The 24,623-nt window shown below is 28.2% G+C and carries 17 protein-coding genes and 1 pseudogene; 7 read left to right on the top strand and 11 right to left on the bottom strand.

The window, feature by feature from the left end:
- Nucleotides 1-25: 25 nt before the first annotated feature.
- The 9 genes from MHO_RS03150 to gap all read right to left on the bottom strand — a co-directional run bounded on the left by MHO_RS03150 (nt 26) and on the right by gap (nt 11,586).
- The gene (locus MHO_RS03150; protein ID WP_012855791.1) at nt 26-1,162 is read right to left on the bottom strand and encodes a restriction endonuclease subunit S; all 1,137 of its coding nucleotides are present in this window, start codon (nt 1,160-1,162) and stop codon (nt 26-28) included.
- A 77-nt stretch (nt 1,163-1,239) separates the two neighbouring features.
- Entirely contained in the window at nt 1,240-2,421 is a 1,182-nt protein-coding gene (locus tag MHO_RS03075; protein WP_012855790.1) for a restriction endonuclease subunit S, read from the bottom strand.
- Nucleotides 2,422-2,423: 2 nt separating this feature from the next.
- The gene (locus MHO_RS02875; protein WP_012855789.1) at nt 2,424-3,986 is read right to left on the bottom strand and encodes a type I restriction-modification system subunit M; all 1,563 of its coding nucleotides are present in this window, start codon (nt 3,984-3,986) and stop codon (nt 2,424-2,426) included.
- Between the two features lie 107 nt (nt 3,987-4,093).
- Complete coding sequence (locus tag MHO_RS02870; RefSeq protein ID WP_012855788.1) at nt 4,094-6,247, bottom strand: Tex-like N-terminal domain-containing protein; 2,154 nt, start codon at nt 6,245-6,247, stop codon at nt 4,094-4,096.
- Nucleotides 6,248-6,333: 86 nt separating this feature from the next.
- The gene (gene pip, locus MHO_RS02865) at nt 6,334-7,278 is read right to left on the bottom strand and encodes a prolyl aminopeptidase (protein WP_012855787.1); all 945 of its coding nucleotides are present in this window, start codon (nt 7,276-7,278) and stop codon (nt 6,334-6,336) included.
- A gap of 14 nt (nt 7,279-7,292) precedes the next feature.
- The gene (locus tag MHO_RS02860; RefSeq protein WP_012855786.1) at nt 7,293-9,035 is read right to left on the bottom strand and encodes an MATE family efflux transporter; all 1,743 of its coding nucleotides are present in this window, start codon (nt 9,033-9,035) and stop codon (nt 7,293-7,295) included.
- Between the two features lie 21 nt (nt 9,036-9,056).
- On the bottom strand, nt 9,057-9,821 hold the full coding sequence (locus tag MHO_RS05875; protein ID WP_012855785.1) for a hypothetical protein: 765 nt from the start codon (nt 9,819-9,821) through the stop codon (nt 9,057-9,059).
- A gap of 246 nt (nt 9,822-10,067) precedes the next feature.
- Nucleotides 10,068-10,556, bottom strand: a complete 489-nt coding sequence (locus MHO_RS02850; RefSeq protein WP_012855784.1) for a hypothetical protein — start codon at nt 10,554-10,556, stop codon at nt 10,068-10,070.
- A gap of 22 nt (nt 10,557-10,578) precedes the next feature.
- Nucleotides 10,579-11,586 (bottom strand): type I glyceraldehyde-3-phosphate dehydrogenase, encoded by a 1,008-nt coding sequence (gap, locus tag MHO_RS02845; protein WP_012855783.1) that lies wholly within the window; start codon nt 11,584-11,586, stop codon nt 10,579-10,581.
- Between the two features lie 118 nt (nt 11,587-11,704).
- Here gap and MHO_RS05870 point away from each other — a divergent pair, with 118 nt between their 5' ends.
- The 7 genes and pseudogenes from MHO_RS05870 to MHO_RS02810 all read left to right on the top strand — a co-directional run bounded on the left by MHO_RS05870 (nt 11,705) and on the right by MHO_RS02810 (nt 21,623).
- Nucleotides 11,705-12,688, top strand: a complete 984-nt coding sequence (locus MHO_RS05870) for a histidine-type phosphatase (protein WP_012855782.1) — start codon at nt 11,705-11,707, stop codon at nt 12,686-12,688.
- A gap of 53 nt (nt 12,689-12,741) precedes the next feature.
- Nucleotides 12,742-14,661 (top strand): DNA gyrase/topoisomerase IV subunit B, encoded by a 1,920-nt coding sequence (locus tag MHO_RS02835; RefSeq protein ID WP_012855781.1) that lies wholly within the window; start codon nt 12,742-12,744, stop codon nt 14,659-14,661.
- A gap of 5 nt (nt 14,662-14,666) precedes the next feature.
- Nucleotides 14,667-17,468 carry a DNA topoisomerase (ATP-hydrolyzing) gene (locus MHO_RS05865; RefSeq protein ID WP_012855780.1) on the top strand — a complete coding sequence of 934 codons (2,802 nt, stop codon included), beginning with the start codon at nt 14,667-14,669 and terminating at the stop codon, nt 17,466-17,468.
- A 306-nt stretch (nt 17,469-17,774) separates the two neighbouring features.
- Nucleotides 17,775-18,860 (top strand): annotated as a pseudogene (locus MHO_RS02825) (endonuclease).
- A 75-nt stretch (nt 18,861-18,935) separates the two neighbouring features.
- Nucleotides 18,936-20,252, top strand: a complete 1,317-nt coding sequence (locus tag MHO_RS02820) for a M20/M25/M40 family metallo-hydrolase (RefSeq protein WP_012855779.1) — start codon at nt 18,936-18,938, stop codon at nt 20,250-20,252.
- A 3-nt stretch (nt 20,253-20,255) separates the two neighbouring features.
- On the top strand, nt 20,256-21,137 hold the full coding sequence (locus tag MHO_RS02815) for a diacylglycerol kinase family protein (RefSeq protein ID WP_012855778.1): 882 nt from the start codon (nt 20,256-20,258) through the stop codon (nt 21,135-21,137).
- Between the two features lie 120 nt (nt 21,138-21,257).
- On the top strand, nt 21,258-21,623 hold the full coding sequence (locus MHO_RS02810) for a DUF4190 domain-containing protein (RefSeq protein WP_012855777.1): 366 nt from the start codon (nt 21,258-21,260) through the stop codon (nt 21,621-21,623).
- An 80-nt stretch (nt 21,624-21,703) separates the two neighbouring features.
- On the opposite strand, the gene MHO_RS03145 is transcribed toward MHO_RS02810, so the two are convergent.
- Together MHO_RS03145 and MHO_RS03140 are read right to left on the bottom strand one after the other, a co-directional pair.
- The gene (locus MHO_RS03145; RefSeq protein ID WP_232500346.1) at nt 21,704-23,152 is read right to left on the bottom strand and encodes an HAD-IC family P-type ATPase; all 1,449 of its coding nucleotides are present in this window, start codon (nt 23,150-23,152) and stop codon (nt 21,704-21,706) included.
- On the bottom strand, nt 23,139-24,599 hold the full coding sequence (locus tag MHO_RS03140) for an HAD-IC family P-type ATPase (RefSeq protein WP_232500345.1): 1,461 nt from the start codon (nt 24,597-24,599) through the stop codon (nt 23,139-23,141). The genes MHO_RS03145 and MHO_RS03140 overlap by 14 nt, the downstream gene beginning before the upstream one ends.
- Nucleotides 24,600-24,623: the final 24 nt, after the last annotated feature.

Here is a 24,623-nt window from a genome sequence, read left to right as displayed (position 1 = left end):
CACCCTTATTTAATATTGCTACTAATTAAATTTTAGTATTCTTTTCTTTAAAGTTCAATAATTTATCCCTGTAATGTTCGTATTGTTTTTTACGTTGATCAATTTCAAGAGGAAGACCAGTTTGAATGTCTTTGGTATAGGCTTGCAATTTGTCAAGAATTTCAACAATTTTGTTTTGGATTGAAATGTGAGGGATAGGGATAACAAAATTTTGTAACATCGGAAGTGTAATGTAAGGAATTCCAGAATCTAATTTATAAACATTAATATAATTTTTTAAGTTACTTTTTAAATAAAAGTAAGCGTATTTTCAAAGAACAAAATGGTTTATTTTTAACAAAATATATGTTCTTTGGTATGCATTAAATTTCCCATTATAAATATTGACGTGACCTACTTTACTTCCATTTCCTGATATTAATATTGCCATTTCATCAAAGGCATATTCATCTATTAATTTTGGTCTTTCATCACATGTTCAAAACGCATATTTTCCATTTGGAGTTTCTGCATTTGCGTTTAATTTTCCGGTTTTTATTTCTCTAAAAATTTTTGATATAGATAAGCACTCAACTATATTGACAATTTTGTCTCATAGTTCATTTAAAAGCAGTAAATAATTTTTACTTAATACCCCCCCCGCAAGGTCTTTGAAGTCTAACAACTTATCTCTATAATATTCGTATTGTTTTTTACGTTGGTCAATTTCAAGAGGAAGGCCAGATTGAATGTCTTTTGTATATATTTCAAGTTTATCTAAGATTTCAACAATTTTATTTTGGATTGAAATGTGAGGGATAGGGATTTCAATATTTTCCATAATATTGCTCATAAGTTTAGGATTTCCACTTGCCTTGTTTACAAATTTTTTTGTCTGCATAGATAAGCAAGTGCTTAAATATTTCACATTTAATTTCGATTTATTTAGAACACTCAATATTCCACACACATTAGTTATTGAAAATCTGCCAATTCTATAAAATACTGTTCCAGCATATGCTCCATCCGTAGTTCATGTTACATATTCACCATCAAAATCATATTTATCAATTTTTCCTAAAATTCCATCATTTAAACTTTGAGATGAATAAACAGGGTATTCACCTTTATTTAATTTTATGAATTCTTTTGAGTAAACTTTTCCTCGCTTTATTTCACACAAGTTTTTAATTAAATCATATTCAACTATATTGACAATTTTGTTTCAAAGTTCATTTAAAAGCAGTAAATAATTTTTACTTAATACCCCCCCCCCGCAAGGTCTTTGAAGTCTAACAACTTATCTCTATAATATTCGTATTGTTTTTTACGTTGGTCAATTTCAAGAGGAAGGCCAGATTGAATGTCTCTGGTGTATGTTTCGAGTTTGTCAAGAATTTCAACAATTTTATTTTGAATTGAAATGTGGGGAATGGGGATTAAAAAATTGTCAAATATTTTGTTTTCAAATTTTCGGTATGTTGATGATTCAACATAAAATTTTTGACTGTTAGAAATTAAAAAATAATATAAAAATTTATTTAATAAAATAGATGAATCTTTTGAAGCTATGGTAATGTTGTTTGAACTTAAAAAATATCCATTTCAATATTTCACGTTTGAATATCTAGCCCTGCCAAAAGTTATAACTTCTCCATAATTTAAATAAAAATTATCAACATTTTTAATACTACAAAATCAGTCATAATTTTTTGAGCTTGGTAATAATTTTACTTCTCCTTTGCATTCATTTAAAGAAGATAATAATTCTGCGTCAACTTGTTTAAAAGAATTTTTTAATGTAACTTCTTCTAATTTTTTATATTCAACTATATTATTACTGTATTGTTGATTATTCATTATCTTCTTTAATAATTCTTTATTATTATCAAAGTCTAGTAATTTATTTCTATAGTAATTATATTGTTTATCTCTATAGGTCAACTCGGTGGTCAACTCGGTGGTCAACTCGGTGAACTTGTCTAAAATATTAACAATTTGATTTTGGATTTCAAGAGGAGGAAGCGGAATTTTCAAATTTCATAAGTATTGTTTATCTAATTTAGGTAAATTTCCTCCATAAATGTGTTTTTTTAATTCATTTTCTCTTAATTTTAAAAAATGATATAAAAATTTAATATTTGCAACTTCATATTTTTCAGACACAACAAAACATACATCAGTAGCCCAATATTTTTGGCTCACTCATTTTACTGATCCTGCACTTCCTGCTCTTGAAATAGCTATTGAATGTTCATTATTGAAATCATTATAATATCCTGTCGGAATTGTTCCACCACCATAAACAGGATATTTTTCACTTTCATTCATCATTGATTTAGTTATTCTACTACCAACTGATATTATTGACGAGTCACATAATTTTTTATATTCAACTCCATTAGGACATAGTTCCCTAATTAACTTTTCTATTTTATTCATAACTATTCCTCTAATTCAGCAACTATTTTGTCAATTTCGCTTCTCAATGTTTCAATCTTGGAAACTGTTTCTTTTATTTGAGAGTTTAAGACATTAATATCTATTTTTTCTGAAGTGTCTTGTTTTTCAACGTAACTATTGACTGATAAATTATATGAATTAGATTTAATGTCTTCAACACTAGCTAATTTTGAAATATAAGAAATGTCTTTTCTTTGGCCATAATAATCAATAATATTGTTAATATTTTGACTAGTTAACTTGTTGTTGTTTGTTACTTTTAAAAATTCTTGAGATGCGTCAATAAATAAGATATTGTTGTCAATTTTTGATTTTTTCAACACCATTATGCATGTTGAAATGCTTGTTCCAAAAAACAAGTTGCTTGGAAGTTGAATTATTGCATCTATAAAGTTATTTTCAACTAAATATTGTCTAATTTTTTGTTCAGCGCCCCCACGATACATAATGCCTGGAAAGCAAACTATTGCTGCTACGCCATCAGTTGCAAGTCAAGAAAGGCTATGAAGTATAAAAGCAAAATCAGCTTTACTTTTTGGAGCTAATATTCCAGCTGGCGAAAATCTTTGGTCATTTATTAATAAAGGGTTATCTTCTCCTTCTCATTTAATTGAATAAGGAGGATTTGAAACAATAACATCAAATGGTTCTTTGCGTTGATGTTCAGGGCTTGGAGATAGTAATGTGTCGCCGTTATAAATATTGAATTTATCAAATCCTATATCATGCAAAAACATATTTATTCTACATAAGTTGTATGTTGTTAAATTGACTTCTTGGCCATAAAATCCATCCTTGATGTTTTCTTTGCCAAGAACCTTGATTGTTTGTAAAAGTAAAGAACCCGATCCACATGCAGGGTCATACACTCTATTAACTTTTTTCTTATTGAAAACTGCTATTTTAGTAAGTAATTCTGAAACTTCTTGGGGAGTAAAATATTCACCCCCTGATTTTCCGGCATTTGATGCATACATTGACATCAAATATTCATAAGCATCTCCAAATGCATCTATTGAATTATCTTGATAATTGCCTAATTTCATGGCTGCTATTTCTTGCAATATTGCTGCTAATTTTTTATTTCTTTCATTAACACTACGACCTAATTTTTGAGAATTAACATCAACGTCATTAAATAAACCTGAAAAATCATTTTCACTTTGTTGCCCCTTTGCCGATGATTCAATATTTTTAAAAATATTGTCCAACGTTTCATTTAAACAATTATTTGTTGTAGCATTTTTAACAACATTAATAAACAATTCAGAAGGTAAAATAAAAAATCCTTTTTCATTGATTAAATCATCTCTGCCTGTCAATGCTTCTTCATCTGATAAAGTTGTATAATCAAAGTCTTCAATTCCTGCTTGACGTTGGCGATTGTTGGCATATGTTGCAATATTTTCAGAAATATATCTATAAAACATAATTCCTAAAACATATTGTTTAAAATCCCAACCATCAATTGAACCGCGTAATCTATTTGCTATATCTCAAATTTTTTTATGTAATTCGTCACGTTCTTGATTATTAATAGCCATAATTTCCCCCAGTGCAATAAATAACTTTTATATATAAATTTTACAAAATTACAATAAAAAACATTGCTATTTTTTTTCAATAGCAATGTCGCAATATTGATTATTAATTAATCTCAAATAATTTTTCCTTGAATTTTATTGTGTTCTTTGTCAATGGAAATTATTTGTATGTTTACATTATCACCAACATTTAATACATCTAAAGGGTGTTTAATAAATTGATTTTCTTTCTTCTTCATATTGGTTATATGTATCAAAACGTTTTGTTTTAATCCAATAAACGCAAAGGCTCCGAAATCGGTAACATTTTGAATTTGACCCTTAATTATTTGACCTTGAGTTATATCATCAATAGTTAAGACTTTATCTGATACTAAAAATCCTGGTTTGTCATCTCTAATATCTTTTTCGGGTGCAATCAATGATTCTATAATTAGTTGAATGCTGTATTTATCAGAGTTTAATTCTTTTGCAAGTTGTTCTTTGTCAACGGATAATAATTTTTCTTTGTCAATATTGTTCAAATCTATATTTAGCTTATTAACAATGGTATCTGCTAATTTATAACTTTCGGGGTGAATATTAGTCTTGTCATAAAAATTATTAGAATCATGTATTCTTAAAAATCCAACTGATTGTTCGTATGCTTTTGGCCCAAGTCCTTTCACTTTTTTAAGTTCTTCGCGTGATTTAAATGAACCGTTTTCTTCTCTATAGTTTACAATATTGCTTGCTATAGTATTACTTAATCCTGATATATAAGATAAAATCACTTTTGTTGCTGTATTTAGATCAACACCAACTAGGTTAACAACTTTATTTAATTTTTCGGTTAATTGTTTTGATAATTCTTTTTGGTTAACATCATGTTGATATTGTCCTATTCCAATTGATTTAGGATCTATTTTAATTAATTCATTTAAGGGATCTTGGAACTTTCTGCCAATATGAATTGCTGATCTATATTCAACATGTAATTGTGGAAATTCTTCTTGAGCAATTTTTGAAGCTGAATAAACAGAAGCACCAACTTCACTTACAATTACAAATTTGATTTTTTCATGAGGATTTTTTTCAAGTCTTTTTTGCAATAATTTATCAATAAACGATTCAGTTTCTCTACTTGCTGTTCCATTACCAATAACAATTAAATCTATTTTGTATTCATCAATAAATTTATTAATTGTATTAATTGCCTCAAATCATTGTTCTTGATTGTGATTATGAGGATAAATTATTCCTTCTTTTAAAAAGTTACCATTTTGATCAATGGCTGCAATTTTACATCCATTAACATAAGCAGGGTCTATTGCTAAAATTCTTTTATTTTTAGTTGCTGGACTCAATAACATTTGTTCAACATTTGAAGCAAATACTTTAATAGCTTCTGCCTCAGCTCTTTCAAATAATTCGGTTTTAATTTCTCTAATTATTGAAGGAATAATTAGTCTATCTAATGCATCTAAAATACATTCTTGAATACATTTAGCAGTTCGTTTTGATTTGAAATACTTTTGATTTAGATCATAAATAATTTTCTTTCCATTATAAGTAATATCATATGAAAGAATTTTTTTATCTTCCCCTCTTGATATTGCTAAAATTCTATGATTTGGAATTTTATTAACTCTTTCAGAGAAATTATAATATTGTTTGAAAGTTTCATTTTCATCAATTGCATTCCTCTTTAATTTAGTTTCAATAACTCCATAATCTCATAATTGATTTTTTACATATTCTCTTGTAGAAGGGTCTTGAGAAATATTTTGAGCAATGATAAATTTAGTTTGTTGTAAGACTTCATCTTCAGTTTTTAATTTATCACTAATATATTTCTTAGCAGCATAATAAAGATTATAGTTGTCATCATTATTATTTAAAATTTCATCAGCCAATGGACTTAAACCAAGAGCAATAGCATCTGATGCTTTTGTTTTTTTACCTATTTTAAATGGTTCATAAATATTTTCAACTGCTTGTTTTGTATCAGCAGCTTCGATTTTTTGTTTTAATTCATCATTTAATAATTTATTTTCGGCCAATATATTCAATATGGCTTCTTTTCTTTTATTTAGTTCAACATCATACACATATAAATCATTTATTTTAGTAATTTGGTCTTCGTCTAAACCACCAGTTATATTTTTCCTATATCTTGAAATAAATGGTACTGTTGCCCCTTCTGATAACAAAGATAATGTATTTTTTACTTGATTTTCGCTTAAATTTAATTTTTTAGCAACGTTATTTATTGAATTCATTTCTCTCCTTAAATGTCTTTTTAAATTATAAGAAATATTGTATTTATTGTTTCACAATCTTTTAGTAAAATAAAATAAGCAAACGCTTATTTAATTGTTTTAAAGTATTCAGTTGCCTGCATTAATGCTTCGTTAATATGTCCGTCACGACCTGAATGGCCTGATTCTTGAATTATTCAAAGCTTTGACTTTGGTAAGGCTTTATGCAATAAATATGCGCCAACTGGGCGACAATCCATATCAAATTGACCATGAATCAATATTGTTGGGATTTCTTTAATCTTGCTTGCATTATTTAAAATAAAATTATCGTCATTTAAAAATATTTTATTAACAAAATAATAATTTTCTAATCTTGCTAATTCTAAATTGCTTTTTTTATCGGATAAAATTTCTTCTAAATTAGGCAATTTTTTCATTGTTACCAATCCAAGTTCCCATTTGCTTCAATGATATGCTGCTTGCTCTGCAACATTTTGGTCACTTGAATTTAAATATTTATAATAAGCGTTAATTAAATCGCCTCTTTCGTTTTCAGGGATAAAGTTTGAATATTCTTCATATTCAGCAGGAAAATAATAAGAAGCGCCTTTTTGATACAATCAATAATTGTCTTCATCCCTACCTAAAAATATTCCCCGCAAAATTATTCCTGAAACGTTTTGGGGATAATTAATTGCATATAGTAAACTTAAAGTTGAACCTCATGAACCCCCGAATAATATTCACTTGTCAATATTTAAAAATTTCCGTAATTTTTCAATATCTTCTATTAAATCTTGAGTTGTATTTTGTTTGATTTCGGCACTAGGTATGCTAAGTCCACATCCTCTTTGATCAAATAAAATAATTCTATAAAATTCAGGGTCAAAAAATTGACGACATGAAGGTTTGGTTCCCCCACCTGGGCCGCCATGAACAAACAAAATTGGCTTGCCATTTGGATTTCCTGATTCTTCATAATAAATACTATGAATATCACTAACCTTTAAATGTCCTGAATTGTATGGTGAAACTAAATCATATAACATCTTAAATCTCCTTTTTATTGTTTATGAACAATATCGTGTGTTGCTGTTGCTTCTGCTATATTACTTGGAAAGTTTGGGTCTTGTTTTTCAATTTCATTTGTAATGTTTCTCTTTCAATCAGTCTTTAATGCCACTATTTCAAACATCAATCATCTAATAAAGTCAAATGCAAATAACATAAAATAAGCAAGTTCTAGAGGAATTGATAAATCACTATATCCAGTATAAGTTTTATGCAATGGAATAACAATTCCATAAGTAATAATAATTAATCATATAAATGATGCTCATTGTGTTGCTAATATTGTAATAGAACCAATTATATTTCTACCGCCCGCAGCAGGCAAAGCGGCGCTTGTATAAAATCAGCATCATATAGGGTTAAAGAAAATAAAGGTTGCGCTACATAACAAAAATGTTTCTTTGAATTCTTTTGAAGTTGCCAGTACTGCGCTTGCCACTCATTGATCATAAGCCAAATTTTGACCTTTTGTGAATGTAAAATCATTGCCAAGTGAGTTTAATAAATCACTATTTTTTAAAATATCAGATTTATTTAATATTTCAATAATGTAATCTTTTCTTTGCACATCATAAAATCTTTGAGAGACACCAATACCAACACCTTTTGTTGTAACAGGAGAATATGCAATTCCAAAAACAACTGCAATCATTAATAGAGACATACAACATCCGGCCAGAGCATGAAATCCGCGCAATGAATGAGCATGCTTATCTGCACCTTCAAAATCAGACTCTCCTAATCTTGTGGCAACAAAAAACGAAACATTGCTTGCACAAACAGAAGTTATTGCCGAGGCGACGGACGAAAGGCTTTCGACTAAACCAAGTATTGTAACAGCATTAATTCCCATTCATTTTTCACCAATTCCTGAACCACCTGATAAATTATCAGGATATGCATGGCTTCAAATAATCATTCTTGTAGGTAAAGTTAACATTCCAGCAATGGCAATTAACATGGCGGGAATTCTTTTTAATAATTGCTTTGCAATTGGTTTTGTAATGTGAAACAATTTAAATACATTAATAAAAATTTTTCTTTCTTTGTAATATGTAAATAAAGAGTCACTTGTAAAGCAAACTGTCGCAGCAATAATTGAACCAAAAGCAGCATAATATGCAGGTTTATGAAATCCGTATAAACAAATAGAATTAATCGAAGCATTCGTTAGCATTGTTAGACACGCCGAAACAAAAGCATATTTTGAATGTCCGGTTTCATTTAGCAACATATTTGTATTAAAATTAAAAGAAGTCAAAACTCAGTTTATGGCAATAAACATTAAATAATATGTAGATGCTAATTCAGATTGAGGTTTTATTCCTTGCCCACCAATCAAGTGAACCATTTGCTTTGCTAATGTTCAAGCAGGAATTGCAAAACTTAAGGTAATAATTAGATTCATTCAAATTCTTAAATTCATTATCTGCTTTACTTTATCAAAATCTTTACGGCCATAATATTGACCCACGAACATTGCCCCGATTGCTTGAATAGAAAAGAAAATTGTATAAATTATTCCCGTATATGTATTAGCATAAGCCAAGGCATCAATTCCACCATCAATATGGCTAACCATGAAATTGTCAAGTAGCCCATTTAAATTAAATATAATTTCGCCAATTATTATTGGCAATGTTTTTATAATATAAATTTTTCAATCAAACTTGCTTTGAGGGAAAAATTTTTTAATTGAAAACTTACCTTTTTTTTCAATAAGCTTATTTTTCATAATATCCTTTATTTTCAGAAATTATAATGTTCAAATTTTTTCTTTAATTTCTTTAATTGTTAAATTGTCATCAAGTTCCAAATTTTTTATTTGTTTTATTAATTCACGTTTGTATAAAAGTTCCTTTAGTAACGTTTCTGTTTCATCAGGATGGGAAACAATATAAAGCATTTTGTTGACATCGTCGTGAGAATAACGTTTTAATTCTTTTAACAAAAGATTTTTATTCATCTTAATTAAAAATCTTTTTCTTCTGTCATTTGCTCGTAAATTTTTAATTGATTTTGTATATAATCAATACCCAGCAAATGCGGCAATTACACCATTTCTATCTTTAATTCTCATATTAAGTTCGCTATCACCAGAATCAGCGATAATTTTTTTTATTTTATTAAAATATGGAATGTTAAAAATTTTTCCTGTTAATTTTGACAATGACACAATTGTATTGGAAATTAAAGGTTCAACATTATTTTCAGGAAATAATTTTTTTAAGCATTTATTTTCTAAAACAGGATTGTGGCCTACAAATACAACTTCCTTTAAATTCACAGTATTGTTGATCTCTAATATGTCAGAAACTATTGCATTTTTTATAGCAGTTCAAATTGAATTTAAATTATGATGTTCTTTAAAATCAATAATAAATGTTTTAATTTGATATTGGCCGTGAATATTTAAAAGACCTAATGTATAGGCATAAGGAGTTCCACTTGGCAAATTTACTAATCTTGCAAAAGGATTGGTAATTGCTTCAAAATCTATGTAAACTTTTGTTGTATTCATAATTATCTAATTATATTATTAATTACTAATATTTATAAATAATATAAATAAAAAACCGCCTGAAATGGCGGTTTACATTTTCTAACCCTTACTAAATGTGAAAGTTTTTAAATAAATTTGCTAGTTTAAGTATGCAAATGCAAAATCATATAAACACAAACTTAAAACGAAGGTAAATAATATAGAAATCTATAACAATAAACAAAAAATTATAGAAAATAATGCAAATTTATTAAGGAAAGTTAATTACTTAACTTCAACTAATGTATTAATGTTTGCGCTATCAATTGCAATTTGAATTTCAGAAATTTCTTTGTTCAATTTTCTAAGTTCAATTGCAACCATTTTAGGGTCAAAAAGATATTCAGTATATTCGTTTTGGCCATCGTTTGTAGTAACCCTAGAAATTTTTTTGCAATCGCGCATTTCTTGCAATCTTTCTAATTGATTACTTTTTTGAGCTAATAAAATAATTAATTCTGATATAGAATGTTTTTTATATGATGTTATTGTGTTTATATTAGTTACTTGAACCAATGTTCTTAACTTAAAAATCTCATTATATAAATTTTTAATTTTGTTTGAATAATCTTGATAATCATATTCAATGTTCGTTGGTCTTTTGTTTTCTAAATAAACAATGAAGTTTTCCTTGGATTCTTCTTTTTTTAGATCTTCAAGATCCAATTCAAGTAATTTAATTTTTTTAATTATTTCTTTTATTGAAAGTTTCATTTCTTATCCAATATTTTTTTAACTATTTTGTTAATTTTCCAATATGTCTTAATGTTCTAACATATTGAGCAACGAATGATGATTCATTGTCGTATCATGCATAAACTTTGTATAGTTTTTTGCCTTCTACTTCTAACACACTTGTTAAAAGTGAGTCAAATATTGAGCCTGCTTTTGCACCAATAATATCACTTGATACAATTGGTTCAGTAGAATATTCTAATGATTCAGAAGCAGATTTTTTCATTGCTTCATTAATTTCTTGAACAGTAGCATCTTTCTTTAATTCAACAGTTAAATCAACGAATGATCCAGTTATTGTTGGAACTCTTAAAGATAGTCCATTTAGTTTTTTATCCAATGAAGGGATAACCTTTCCAATTGCTATTGCAGCACCAGTTGTTGTTGGAACCATGTTTGAAGCAGCTGCTCTTGCTCTTCTTAAATCTTTGTGTGGAGCATCTTGTAATCTTTGGTCTGCTGTATATGAGTGGACTGTTGTCATAAATCCTTTTTCAATACCAAAGTTTTTTTCCAATACGTTGGCAATAGGAGCTAAACAGTTAGTAGTACATGAAGCGCCTGATAAAATTTTATCTTCTGGCGTAATGATATCTTCGTTTACTGAATAAACAACTGTTTTAACACCTTCGCTTTTAGCTGGAGCAGTAATAAACACCTTTTTAGCACCTGCTTGAATATGTAATTCAGCACCTTCTTTTGTTACATATCTTCCAGTTCCTTCAATAACTATATCTACGTTTAGTTCTTTTCAAGGTAGGTTTAATGGATCTTTTTCACTATAAACACGATATTCTTTGCCATTTACAACAATAGAATTTTCTGTGTGTCAAATATTTTCATTCATTTTTCCATGAGCTGTATCGTATTTCAATAAGTGAGCTAATGTAGCTGCATCTGTTAAATCATTAATAGCAACGATTTCGAATTCAGGGTCATTAAAAATTTCTCTAAAAATTAGACGACCAATTCTACCAAAACCGTTGATTGCAATTCTAGTTTTTTTCATCTTTTCTCCTTAAAATTTATATAATTAAAAATTATTTATATAACAATATAATTATATAAGATTATGCAATTATGTAAAAAATAATTACTCGTAATTATTGAAAAAATGAGGTGACATTGTGAAACTATTAATTTTAAGTAGGCATGGTTTAAGATATCCGTTTTTTACAAAAGAACGTTCAATTAAATATTTCAATAAGGATATTGTAAATTGAAACATTGATAATTTAGGAAGTGCATTTTTAACAGATAAAGGAGCACTTTTTGAACTAAAAATGGCTCAAAAGATTAGAGAATTTTTCAATATAACAAATGATATTGATGTTAAGGTGATGGCAAATTCAACGCAAAGAACTTTTCAAACTGCGCAGTTACTTTCAATTGGTCTTTTTCCCGCTAAAAAGGTTGACATTCAATGTCAAGACTATTCATTCAAAAACGAGAATGAATGATATGACATTAACACTGACGATATTAATCTCGTTGATTATGATTTGTTATGAAGATATGAAGCAAAAAGTAAAAAAATATATCAAAAAATTATTGACCTTTTTGATCTAAAAAATTGTTTATTTACAAATGAAGAAACCAATATTACATTGAATGAAAATAAAGATGGAGTTTTTTGAAGAGGCAAGTTCTTTATGGCTTGTTCTTTAAGTGATTTATTAGTAGTTAAATACTACTTCAACGAACCGTATGATTCAATATTTAAATCTAATAATTTTATAAGAGATTTAAGATTAATAGGCAAGGCTAAGGATTATGTTATTGACTTTGCTTTTTGCGACAAAAATGTTATAAATTCAAATAAAAAAAATATATATAAATTAATTAAAAAAGAATTCAACAACGGCAAAGATTTAACATTGATTGTAGGCCACGATACCAACATTGCTACGACCTTGGCAATGTTAGACGTCAAAATGCCAGATCTTAAACAATTAGAAAAATATCCAATTGGGTCTAAATTAATTTTTGCAATTAATGATGACAATAGTTTTGATTTGTACATTGCTTTTTTTGACTTTAAAGACATTAGAAACTTTAATCTTTCAAATCCACAAATTATAAAAATCGCAAGCAAAATTTTTCTAAAATAAGTCTCTTATTACTTTAAATAGTTCAAGAGATTTTTTTTCTTTATAATTTAGATATGAGTTTAAATAATTACGAAGCTAGCGATTTAAAAGTTTTAAAAGGATTAGATGCTGTCAGAAAAAGACCGGGAATGTATATTGGGTCTACTGATTCAAGTGGGCTTCATCACTTAATTTGGGAAATTTTTGATAATGCTATTGATGAAGCGTTGAGTGGGTTTGCAAATAAAATAATTGTAACTTTAAAGAAGGATTCTTCTGTTATTGTTGAAGACAACGGTAGGGGAATCCCTGTCAATAAACACGAGTCTGGAAAAAGTGGAGTTGAGCTCGTCTTTACTGAGCTTCATGCTGGTGGTAAATTTGGCGATGGTGCTTATAAAACAAGTGGAGGATTACACGGAGTGGGTTCCTCGGTTGTCAATGCCTTAAGTTCTAAAGTTGAAGTTACGGTTTGAAGAGATAAAAAAGCATACTTTACAGCCTTTCAACAAGATACAATTATTGAAAAAACACATGAGATATCTCCAACTACAAAACAAGGAACAAAGGTTCAATTTTGAGCCGACTTTTCAATATTTAAAAAATCAAAATATTCACCTGAAATAATTAAAGAAAAATTAAGAGAAGCAAGTTTTTTAATGCCAAATCTTACTATTGAATTTTATAATGAAAATACCGATGAACATGTAACATTTAAAACCAAAGATGGCATAAAAGAATATATAAATTTTGTTGGTGAAGGCAAAAAATTTATTAGTGAAATTTTTTATGCATCTGGTATGTGCAATTACGGCATTGAAATTGACTTGGCATTAGTATATACTGATGGATATAGTGAATCAATTTACAGTTTTGTAAATAATGTAAAGACTCGTGATGGTGGAACACATGAAACAGCACTTAAAACCGCATTAACTAAGACAATAAATGATTATGCTTCTAAAAATGGTTTAGCTAAGAAAATAACTTTTGAAGGCTCGGATGTTAGAGAAGGAATAATTGCTGTTATTTCTTTAAAAGTCCCAGAAGAAATATTAGAATTTGTAGGTCAAACGAAAGATAAATTAGGTACGCCAGAGGCTAGAGAAGTTGTTGAAGATTTTGTAAGTCAAAAGTTTTATTTCTTTTTAAATGAAAACAAAATTGAAGCAGAAAAAATTATTTCTAAAATTAAAAAAGCATACGAAGCAAAAGTTGCAGCTAGAAATGCAAAAAACGAAGCACGTAAGATTAAAAATAAATTTGAGAATAGAAAGATTCTTTCAGGAAAATTAACTCCTGCTCAAAGTAAAAATCCTGCCGTTAAAGAATTGTTTTTAGTTGAAGGTGATTCAGCTGGCGGTTCTGCTAAATTAGGAAGAAATAGAGTTACCCAGGCAATATTGCCACTTAGAGGTAAAGTTATCAACACCGATAAAGCAAAATTAAGCGATGTTTTAGCAAATGAAGAAATTGCAACAATAATTAATACAATCGGAGCAGGTATAGGCGAAGACTTCAATTTAAAAAATGCTCAATATCACAAAATTATTATTATGACAGATGCTGACACTGATGGTGCTCACATTCAAACATTACTATTAACATTCTTTTGACGTTATATGAAAAAACTAGTTGAAAACGGTATGGTTTATATTGCTTTGCCACCTCTTTATAAGATTTCAATAAAATCAAAAAATACACAGCCCCTTTATGCTTGGGATGAAGATCAATTAAAAGAAATTACTTCAAAATATACCAACTATGAAATTCAACGCTACAAAGGGCTTGGCGAGATGAATGCTGATCAGCTTTGAGAAACAACAATGAACCCCGAAACTCGTTCAATAATTAAAGTTGATGTAGAAGATGAAATTTTAGTCGAAAGAAATGTTTCAACATTGATGAGTGACGACGTAATAGCAAGAAAACAATGAATAAACAATAATGTTGATTTTTCATCAGAAGATGATTTTAAAATAAATAATAAGTAGGTCGTATGAAAAAAGATAGAAAAGAAGAAATACAAGAAGTTACTGAAAACATTATTGAAAAAAATATGGCCGATATAATGTCTGATAGATTCGGACGTTATTCAAAATACATTATTCAACAAAGAGCAATTCCTGATGCTCGTGATGGACTAAAACCTGTTCAACGTCGGATTTTATATTCAATGTGAAATTTACATTTAAAAAATAGCGAACCTTTTAAAAAATCAGCTAGAATCGTTGGGGATGTTATCGGACGTTATCACCCTCATGGAGATAGTTCAATATACGAAGCATTAGTCAGAATGGCTCAAGATTGAAAAAGCAATTTCCCATTAATTGAAATGCATGGTAATAAAGGTTCAATTGATGATGACCCTGCCGCTGCAATGCGTTACACTGAATCAAGACTTGAAAAAATTAGTGAACTGATGTTGAAAGATTTAGACAGAAAAGTTGTAAAAATGGCTCCAAACTTTGATGACTCTGAATACGAACCAATTGTTTTGCCGGCCTTATTTCCTAATTTATTAGTTAACGGTGCTAAAGGAATTGCTGCTGGTTTTGCTACAGAAATCCCACCACATAATCTAGGCGAAGTTATTGATGCAACAATTGCATTAATCAAAAATCCTACAATATCAATTGAAGAATTAAGTGAAATAGTTAAAGGACCGGATTTCCCAACAGGAGCAATTATTAATGGTATAAATGAAATAAAAAAAGCTCTTTCAAGTGGGCAAGGTAGAATTACAATTTCTTCGAAATATCATTATGTTTATGATAAAAAAGATGAATCGAAAATTATTGGCATTGAAATAATTGAAATTCCTTTTGGGGTTGTTAAATCAAAATTAGTTGCCGACATTGATGCAATTGCAATAGATAAAAAAATTTCTGGTATTAAAGAAGTTTTGGATCAAACAGATAGAAACGGAATTTCAATATTTATTCAATTAGAAGACGGTGCAAATGCTGACGCAATAATTGCATACTTAATGAATAAAACCGAACTAAGTATCTCGTATAGTTATAACATGGTTGCAATTGACAATAACCGTCCAGTAATTCTAAATCTCTATAGTGCTTTAATTGCTTATTTAAGTCATTTAAAAGAAGTTAATATAAATGGTATTAATTATGATTTAAAGAAGTTTAAATTAAGACTTGAAATAGTTGAAGGGTTCATTAAAGTAGCTGAAATTTCTGATGAAGTTATACATTTGATTAAAGAAAGCGATAACTCAAAAAAAGGTGTTATCCTTGCATTGATGAATAAATTTAAATTTAGTGAATTGCAAGCAACAGCGATTGCTGAATTAAGATTGTATAAGCTTTCAAGAATGGATCAAATTGAATTTCAAGAAGAAAAGAAAAACCTTGAAATTCAAATTGAAAATTGCAATAAATTATTAAATGATAAATGAGAATTTAATCAATATTTAATAAAGCAATTGCTTGAAATAAAAAATCAATATTCAAAGCCAAGATTAACGGAAATTTCAGATCAAAAAATCGATAAAGAAATTGATCATAAATTATTGACAAAAAATGAAGATTTTTATTTATATATAACCAAAGATGGATATTATAAAAAAATAAGTTTAAAAGTTTATACTAGCAATGAATTAAGCACGTTCAAATTAAAAGAAGAAGACAATGTTTTCTATTTTGATAAAGTAAACTCATTATCAAAGATATTATTCTTTACAAATTTAGGGAATTATTTTATTATTGATTGCCATTTGTTTAAAGATTGCAATTGAAAAGATCTTGGCCAACATATTTCATCAATAGTAGCTCTAGAAAGCTCAGAAAAAATTATTAGAGTTATAGAAATTACGTCATTCAATAATTATGCAAACTTTATTTTAATGTCAAAATTAGGATATGCCAAAAAAGTTAATTTAAGAGATTTTGAAAATAAATCTTCTCTTAAAACAAAAACGTGCATGTCGTTTAAAGATGATAATGATGAATTAATAGATGCTCAAATTTCTAATGATGAAAAAATGCTATTTATTTTACTAAATAATGGTATGTATCATTTAGTTTCGGAAAACGAACTAAAGGTTGGAATTTCTTTGAAAGCAAGAGGCATTAGACTTCTTTTAAACTTATATAAACATCCTCAACTTCAAGTAAGTGGTTTTATAACAGTTTCAAAATACAACAATATAATTTATTTAACGCAAGGTGGCTATATAAAATGTTGGGATACTAGCAAATTAGAATCAACCACACGCAATACTCCAAAAATGTTGTTTACGCCACTAAAAAATAATATTTTAGGTCTTCAATCACTTGCTGTTACATTGAGCAATTTAAAAATGTTATACACTGATAATAATGGTAATTTGGCAGAATATGATTGAAAATTTATATTAAAAGATAAGACTAAGGAAAGTAAACTTCTTAAATTAGATTATTCATTTACTAACCCTGGGTATTTTATTACGCCAATAAAAATTAATGAATTAATTGAAGTTGATGAAATAGAGCAAGAAAAAATAAGACAAGAATATCAAGGATATATTGATAAAAATATTGAATTGACCGCTGAACATGCTTTGATTAAAAAATCCTATAATCAAGATATTCAACATTTAAATAATGAAGAACAAGAAGAACTATTTCAAATATCTACTGAAGATATTGAATTACCAAATGTTTCAAATAACGTTAATGACAACCAAAAAGATAAAAAAAATATAGCAACAAAAGAAAGCGTTAGTCAGAAAATACAAGAAATTGAAAAAATAGATCTTGAAACAATAATGCAAAAAATTAAACAAATTAAGAAAAAATAGATATAATTATTGCTTGAACAAAGCAAAGGAGAAATTATGAGAAAAGACGTTAGATTAGCTAACAAGGTAAAAGCAGCTAAAAGAGAACATAAATTAGCTTTAGAAAAAGCCAGAGCTCGCCGTAGACTTGCTAAACAACAAGCTGAATAAGATTTTCTTTGCAAACTCTTTGTTAAACATTAAAAAACACTTATAGGTGTTTTTTTATTTGTTTTTTTGAAAATTATTATTAATTTGAATTGACTTATTTAATTCATATGATAGATTTTTATTAAATACAAAAAAGAAAGCGAAATATATAAAATAATGAAAAAATCCAAAAAAATATTCCTAACTATGGGTGCTATTTTACCTTTGCTAATTTCAGCGCCATTAGTTGCTGCTGGATGTGTAAAACCAAAGAACCCCGAAGTTAAACTAGAAGGTGAAAAACCCGGAACAACCCCTGAAAAGAAGCCTGAAGTTAAACCGGAAGGTGAAAAACCCAAAACAGCCCCTGAAAAGAGCCCTGAAGCTAAACCGGAAGAGCCTAAGAAACCTGAAGCTAAACCCTTAGATAATAAGATAATTTATGATAATTCAAATAACTTTTATAAATCCTTAAATGGCTTAAGTGGACAAAACCTAAGAGATAACTTATTTGCATTGCAAAAAGCTCATAGAAATCACTCAACAAAATATAAAGACTTATTTAATACATATAAGGATGCTTTTGTTGATAAATATTACGAAAAAGATGGATCTGTTTTAGATATCTATGAAGAAATTCCAAATAAAGAAGATGTTTTTACTAATTGACATGGAAAATATAGAGATCAAGGCAAGTATGAAGGCGATGGAATGAATAGAGAACACTTAGTTCCACAATCATGATTTGGAAAGTCTGCCCCAATGAGAACTGATGCTCACCATGTTTGACCAACTGATAAATTAGTTAATGCATGGCATGCAAATTACCCTTATGGAACAGTTAAGGAATTGCAAGGTAATAAAATATCCAAAAATGGTACAAAAACTGGTTTGTCAGTTGAAGATGGTGGACCTGTTACTGAACCTATTAATGAATTTAAAGGAGATGTTGCTAGGGCATATTTATACTTTTGTCTAACTTATAACGATTTAAATATAACATAAAGTGATCAATCAACTCGTGTATTTAAAGAAATTAATAAAAAAAATACTATAACTCCTATATTTTTAAAAACGTTTTTAGCTTGAAATAATTTAGATAAGGTTTCAAAATTTGACATTGATAGAAACAATGGAGTATATAAACATCAAGGAAATAGAAATCCTTTTATTGATTATCCTGAATTAATTGATGTTGTATATAACAATAATAATGACTACGTTTTTAAAAACAAAGGTATTGCTGTTGGATTAAACAAATAATAAGGCTACGCCTTATTTATTTTTTTATTTGGATTAAAATGTATAATATATTAAAAAAATTAATAAGAGGTAAGAATGAAAAAATTTATTACTTATAAGCAAAGTAAAGAAGACTTTGATGAAATGATTAAAAATATTGCAAACATTTGTGCAATTCCTTCGATTAGTGAAGAAGATTTTAGTAGTGAATTTCCTTTTGGAAAAGAAACTGACAATGCTTTAAATTATGCATTAAATCTTGCCAAAAGTTTTGGATTTAATATTTATAAAGATCCTAAAAATCGTTATGGGTTTGCTGAATTTGGCAATGGAGATAAGATTATTGGAATACTAGCCCACCTTGACGTTGTTCCTGCAGGAGATGAAAGCCAATGACGTACAAGTGCATTTGTCCCAGTTATAACAAATGAATCAATTATTGGTCGTGGCAGTTTAGATGATAAGGGACCTGCTATTATTAATTTATATGCAATGAAATACATTCATGATCATGGCTTATTATCTAACGAATGAAAAATAAGAATAATATTTGGAATTTCAGAAGAAACCACAATGAAATCAATGAAGTCTTATTTGGCTGACTTCAAAGATCCTTATATTTCTTATACTCCTGATGGTGAATGACCTTTAATATATGCTGAAAAAATGATCTATGTAACAGAAATTCATTTTCCAAAGGTTCCAGGAGTTGAATTAAATGGGGGCGACGTTGTTAACCAAATTCCTGATTCAACATCTTTAGTATTGAATGAAAAACCTAATATTATTAAGGGAATTGGTGGACACGGCTCAACGCCTGAAAAAGGTGACAATGCGATAATTAAAGCCATTAATATAGCAAGCAAAGAAAATAAAGAATTTGCTAAATCTAAATTATTTAAATTTATTAAAGAAAATTTAAATAGCAAATCATTTAATTTAAGTAATATTTTTAAAAACTATAGTGATTTTTCGGGCGAATTATCTGCAAATTTAGGCATTATTAGAACCTTGAAAAATGAATATGTTTTAACTTTTGATTTTAGAGTCCCAGTTTCTCATAAAATTGATGATGTAACCAAAAGCTTAAATGATTATTTAAAAGATGAATTTGGCGATGATGTATTTTCAAAATTGCAAGGATTCAAAGAACCAAAGTATATTGAACAAGATTCTCCAATTGTAAGAATTCTTATGGATACATATAATGAAGCGATGAATTCAAATGAAAAACCTTTAGCAATTGGTGGCGGTACATTTGCAAGATTAATAAAAACTTGTGTCGCTTTTGGATCAACTAAATATATGCATTTAATGCATGGACCAAACGAATATTTTACATTTGATGAAATAAAATCATCACTTGAAATTTATATCAATGCATTAAATAGATTACAAGATTTGGAAAAATAATTTATGCTATATATATTTTATAATTCTCTATCAAAGAGTGGAAAATGTCAAAGAAAGATGTATGACATAGTTTCTGACGCCATTAAAGTATTTTTACAACCTGAGGTAAAAATATTTGACATTATAAAAATTAAAGACAGTCAAAATCTAGTTTCTCAAATGGATATAGAAAAAGATATTGTTTTATTAATCGGCGGTGATGGAACATTAACCAATATCACTAATAAAATTCACAATATAAAACCTTTACCCAAAATTTATGCATATAAAGCAGGAACGGGCAACGATTTTCTAAGGTCTTTAAAAATAAAACAAGATGTTCAAATAATACATAAAAAATATTATTTGATATCTCCTTACATTACCAACTTACCAACAATTAAATTTAAAAACGACCAAGATGAAAGATCTTTTTTAAATGGCATTGGTTTTGGTATTGATGCAGTTATTGCAAAAAAAGTTAATGATGAAAAAATGCTTAAAAATAAATCGTCATTTGCTAAAGTAACAATAAATGCATTTAAGACATTCAAGACAATTCCTTTAATAAAAATTAATGTAGATGGAAAAGAATTAGAATTTAAAAATGTTTGATTAGCTTCAATTATGAATAATTGTTATTTTGGTGGTGGAATGAAATTAGCTCCTAATTGTAACAATACAGACAAATTAAATTTAATCATTATTAATAACGTCTCTAAATGAAAATTAGCATGATTATTCTTTTCGGTATATAGTGGAAAACATTTACGTTATAAAAAATATGTACATGAAATTCAAGGATATAAATTTAGCATGGAATGTAAGGAAATGCACTTTATGCAACTTGACGGCGAAACATTTGATATAGAAAATAAAATATATATAAGCAAAAAGAATAATTAATTAAATAAAAAACATCCCAACAAGAATTGGAATGTTTTTTTATTGCTTTATTGTGTTATATTTATATATAAAATTAATTAAAAAAAATAATTTTTATGCATTTTAGTAAGAGGAGGTAGTATGAATTATTGTCCAAATTGTGGAACTAAATTAAATAACGCTAATTATTGCCCAAATTGCGGAAAAAAGGTGGAAAAAGATGCATATGTAACAACACAAATGAATACAACGCAACCATCTCAACCTTATTTGCAACGTCAACAACAAATCCAAAATTCACCAACTAATGGATTTGCTATTGCCGGATTTATATTGTCATTTTTCTTTGCAATGTTAGGTTTTATTTTTAGCTGTATTGGGCTTAGCAAGTCAAAATCAATGAATGATTCAGGAAGAACTTTGTCAATAGCAGGAATTATTATTTCTTGCTTAACTATGTTTTTTGCCTTTGTTGTATTTGTTACTGTAATGAGCGTAAGCCATTAGTCTTGTTACTCAAGTAACAATAAATTGCATAATTTATATTGCAATATAAAAAATGTAGATTTCTATAGATCTACATTTTTTTAATGTCTTTTTTGATTTCTTTTGACTTGCTTTGGAGGTAATATCATTTTAAATTCTGTAATTTTATTTTCTTTAATTTTGTTTTTTTCAATTAAATATATGATTAATTTATGAATTGAATATATTGGAATAATTACTAATGGTAATGCTAATCCTAGTGCCAAAAGTTCGGGCTTAGAATGAATTTCGGTGTAGCCTCCGAACACTAGATTTATATTTTTTACAAATACTACTATCAATAGAAATGCTAATGAAAAAATTACTGAGGCATAAACTTTTCAATAATATAACGGATTTGATATAAAGATTGATTTCTTTGTCATTAAGTTTATAGAATTGAATGTAGCAGATATACCTAAAACCAAAAATGAACAAGTAGATGCTGCTTTTAATATATCTTCTGCATTAAATCCATTATTTCTAGCATATAACGCTGCTAAATAATAAGTTATTAATGATAGTATTCCAATCAAAATTCCTTTTCACAAAGTGTTGAATCCCATTTGATTTGCAAATATTGACTCATATTTTGATATAGGCCTTCTATTCATGTAGTCTTCTTTAGAATCTTGCAGTCCTAATGCAATTGCTGGAAAACCATGAGTAAATAAATTGATTCACAATAATTGAGTGGCTGACATTATATATAAATCACTTTTTCCTAATGCCACTTTTCATTCAGCGCTTGAAAAAATCGCTTTAAACAAAAATAAACCTATAAATAATAAAATGATCTCCGCAATCGATGTAATCAATAAACTTTGAATTACGTTTTTAATTTTTTGATAAATTGATCTTCCGTTTGCTACTGCTGAAACTATGGTGGCAAAATTATCATCTGCCAATATAACATTTGCAGCCTGCTTAGAAGCTTCAGTTCCTGTTATACCCATAGCGCAGCCTATATCTGAAGCTTTTAATGCTGGAGCATCATTAACACCATCACCGGTCATTGCTACAACTTGTTTTCTTTGTTGTCAAGCATTAACAATTCTTAATTTATCTTCTGGTTTAACTCTGGCATAAACACTGTATTTTTCAATATTTTGAACTAATTCTTCGTCAGAAATGTTTGAAAGTTCAGTTCCTGTTATAGCGCGGTCTTGATCACTATATATACCAAGATTTTTTGCTATTGCCTTTGCTGTATTCAAATTATCGCCAGTAATCATAACAGGTTTTATTCCCGCTTGTTTACATAATGTAATAGCATCCTTTGCACTTTCTCTTGGAGGATCAATCATTGCAACTAATCCAACAATTTCTAAATCATTTTCTACATGCTCTTGTAATTTAGAAATTGATGATTCATTGAATTTCTCAATAGTTTCCTTTTTTAAGGATTTTCTTGCTATTGCTAAAACTCTATAAGCATTATTTGCCCATTGATTATTTATTTGTAAATATTTTTCTTTTATTGAAGGCGAACCAAAATTACATTTTTTCAATTATTATTTCAGGAGCACCCATAACCGTTGCTCAATAATTGTTGTCGTTTTGATTTATTACTGATTTCATTTTTCTATCTGAATCAAATGGGAACAAATGCAAACGCTTATATTCTATTTCTAGGTTGTTTTTGTATTTAAAATTAGAAAATTTTTCAAGTTCATATAAAAATGCTATTTCTGTTGGATCTCCAACTACAACATATTCATCTTTTTCATTGCGAGTCAAATTTGCGTCGCAACATAACGAACCTAATTCAATAATATTTAAGAAGTTTTTAATCTCACTATTATTTGATAGTAGTTGACTTCCATCAAAAGCATCTACAATTGTCATCTTGTTTTGCGTTAATGTTCCTGTTTTATCTGAACATATTACTGCACAATTGCCAAGAGACTCAACAGCCATTAAGTTCTTAACAATCGCATTCTTTCTTGCCATTCTTTGAACACCAATTGCTAAAATAATTGAAGTAAAAGCAATTAATCCCTCAGGAATGGCAGCAACTGCTAGTGAAATGGCTCCAACTATTGCATTGCCTCAAAACATTGTATCAGCAAAAGAATTTCTTGATACCGCATGGAAAACTATTTGAGTCACTAAACTTGCTAAAAATAATGCAAGACCTGAATATCCAAATATTTTTCCTAATTTATTGATTTTAATTTGTAGAGGAGTCATTGATTCTTTTTGTTGATTAACTAATTTAGAAATTTTTCCGATTTCGTTATTTTCACCTACCGATGTAACAACAAAATAAGCAGTTCCTGTAGCAACTACAGTTGAAGAATAAACCATAAATTGTCTATCTGCCATTGCTAATGTTAAATTTCTCTTAGCTTGGTAATCTTTTGTCGCCGGTTCACTTTCGCCTGTTAATGCACTCTCAATAACAGTTAAATTTGAACTAAACAACAAATAACCATCAGAAGGTACAACATCACCTGATTCAATTAAAACAATATCGCCAACGGTTATATCACTTGATGCTAACGTTATTAAATTGCCATCACGGACAACCTTAGCTTGCAAGGGACTTAATTTGCTCAATGCCTCAACTGCTTGTATGCTCTTAATTTCTTGAATAGCACCTACTAGCGAATTAGTAAGAACTACAAATAATATAATTGTAGGTTCAATAAATTCGATTAATAAGCGATTACCATTGATAGATCAATTTCAATTATTTTGAGTTCCTGAAACAATCGCAAGAGCATAAGATATTATTGCCGCAAATAATAATATAATGACCAATATATCTTTAAATTGCTCTAAATATATTAAAAATGGATTTATTTTTTTTGCTTTATGCAACTCATTTTTTCCAAACTTGTTAAGTCTTAAGGTGGCCTCTTGTGAGCTTAGGCCGGTTTTTAAATTTGTGTTAATCAATGTTTCATCTAAAACATAAGGAATATTGTTAATCTGTTCTTTACTATTTTTCATTGGTTACCTTTATAAAATAATTAT

Source organism: Metamycoplasma hominis ATCC 23114 (assembly GCF_000085865.1).
Lineage (GTDB): Bacteria > Bacillota_I > Bacilli_A > Mycoplasmatales > Metamycoplasmataceae > Metamycoplasma > Metamycoplasma hominis.
This window is presented reverse-complemented; position numbering and strand designations above follow the sequence as displayed.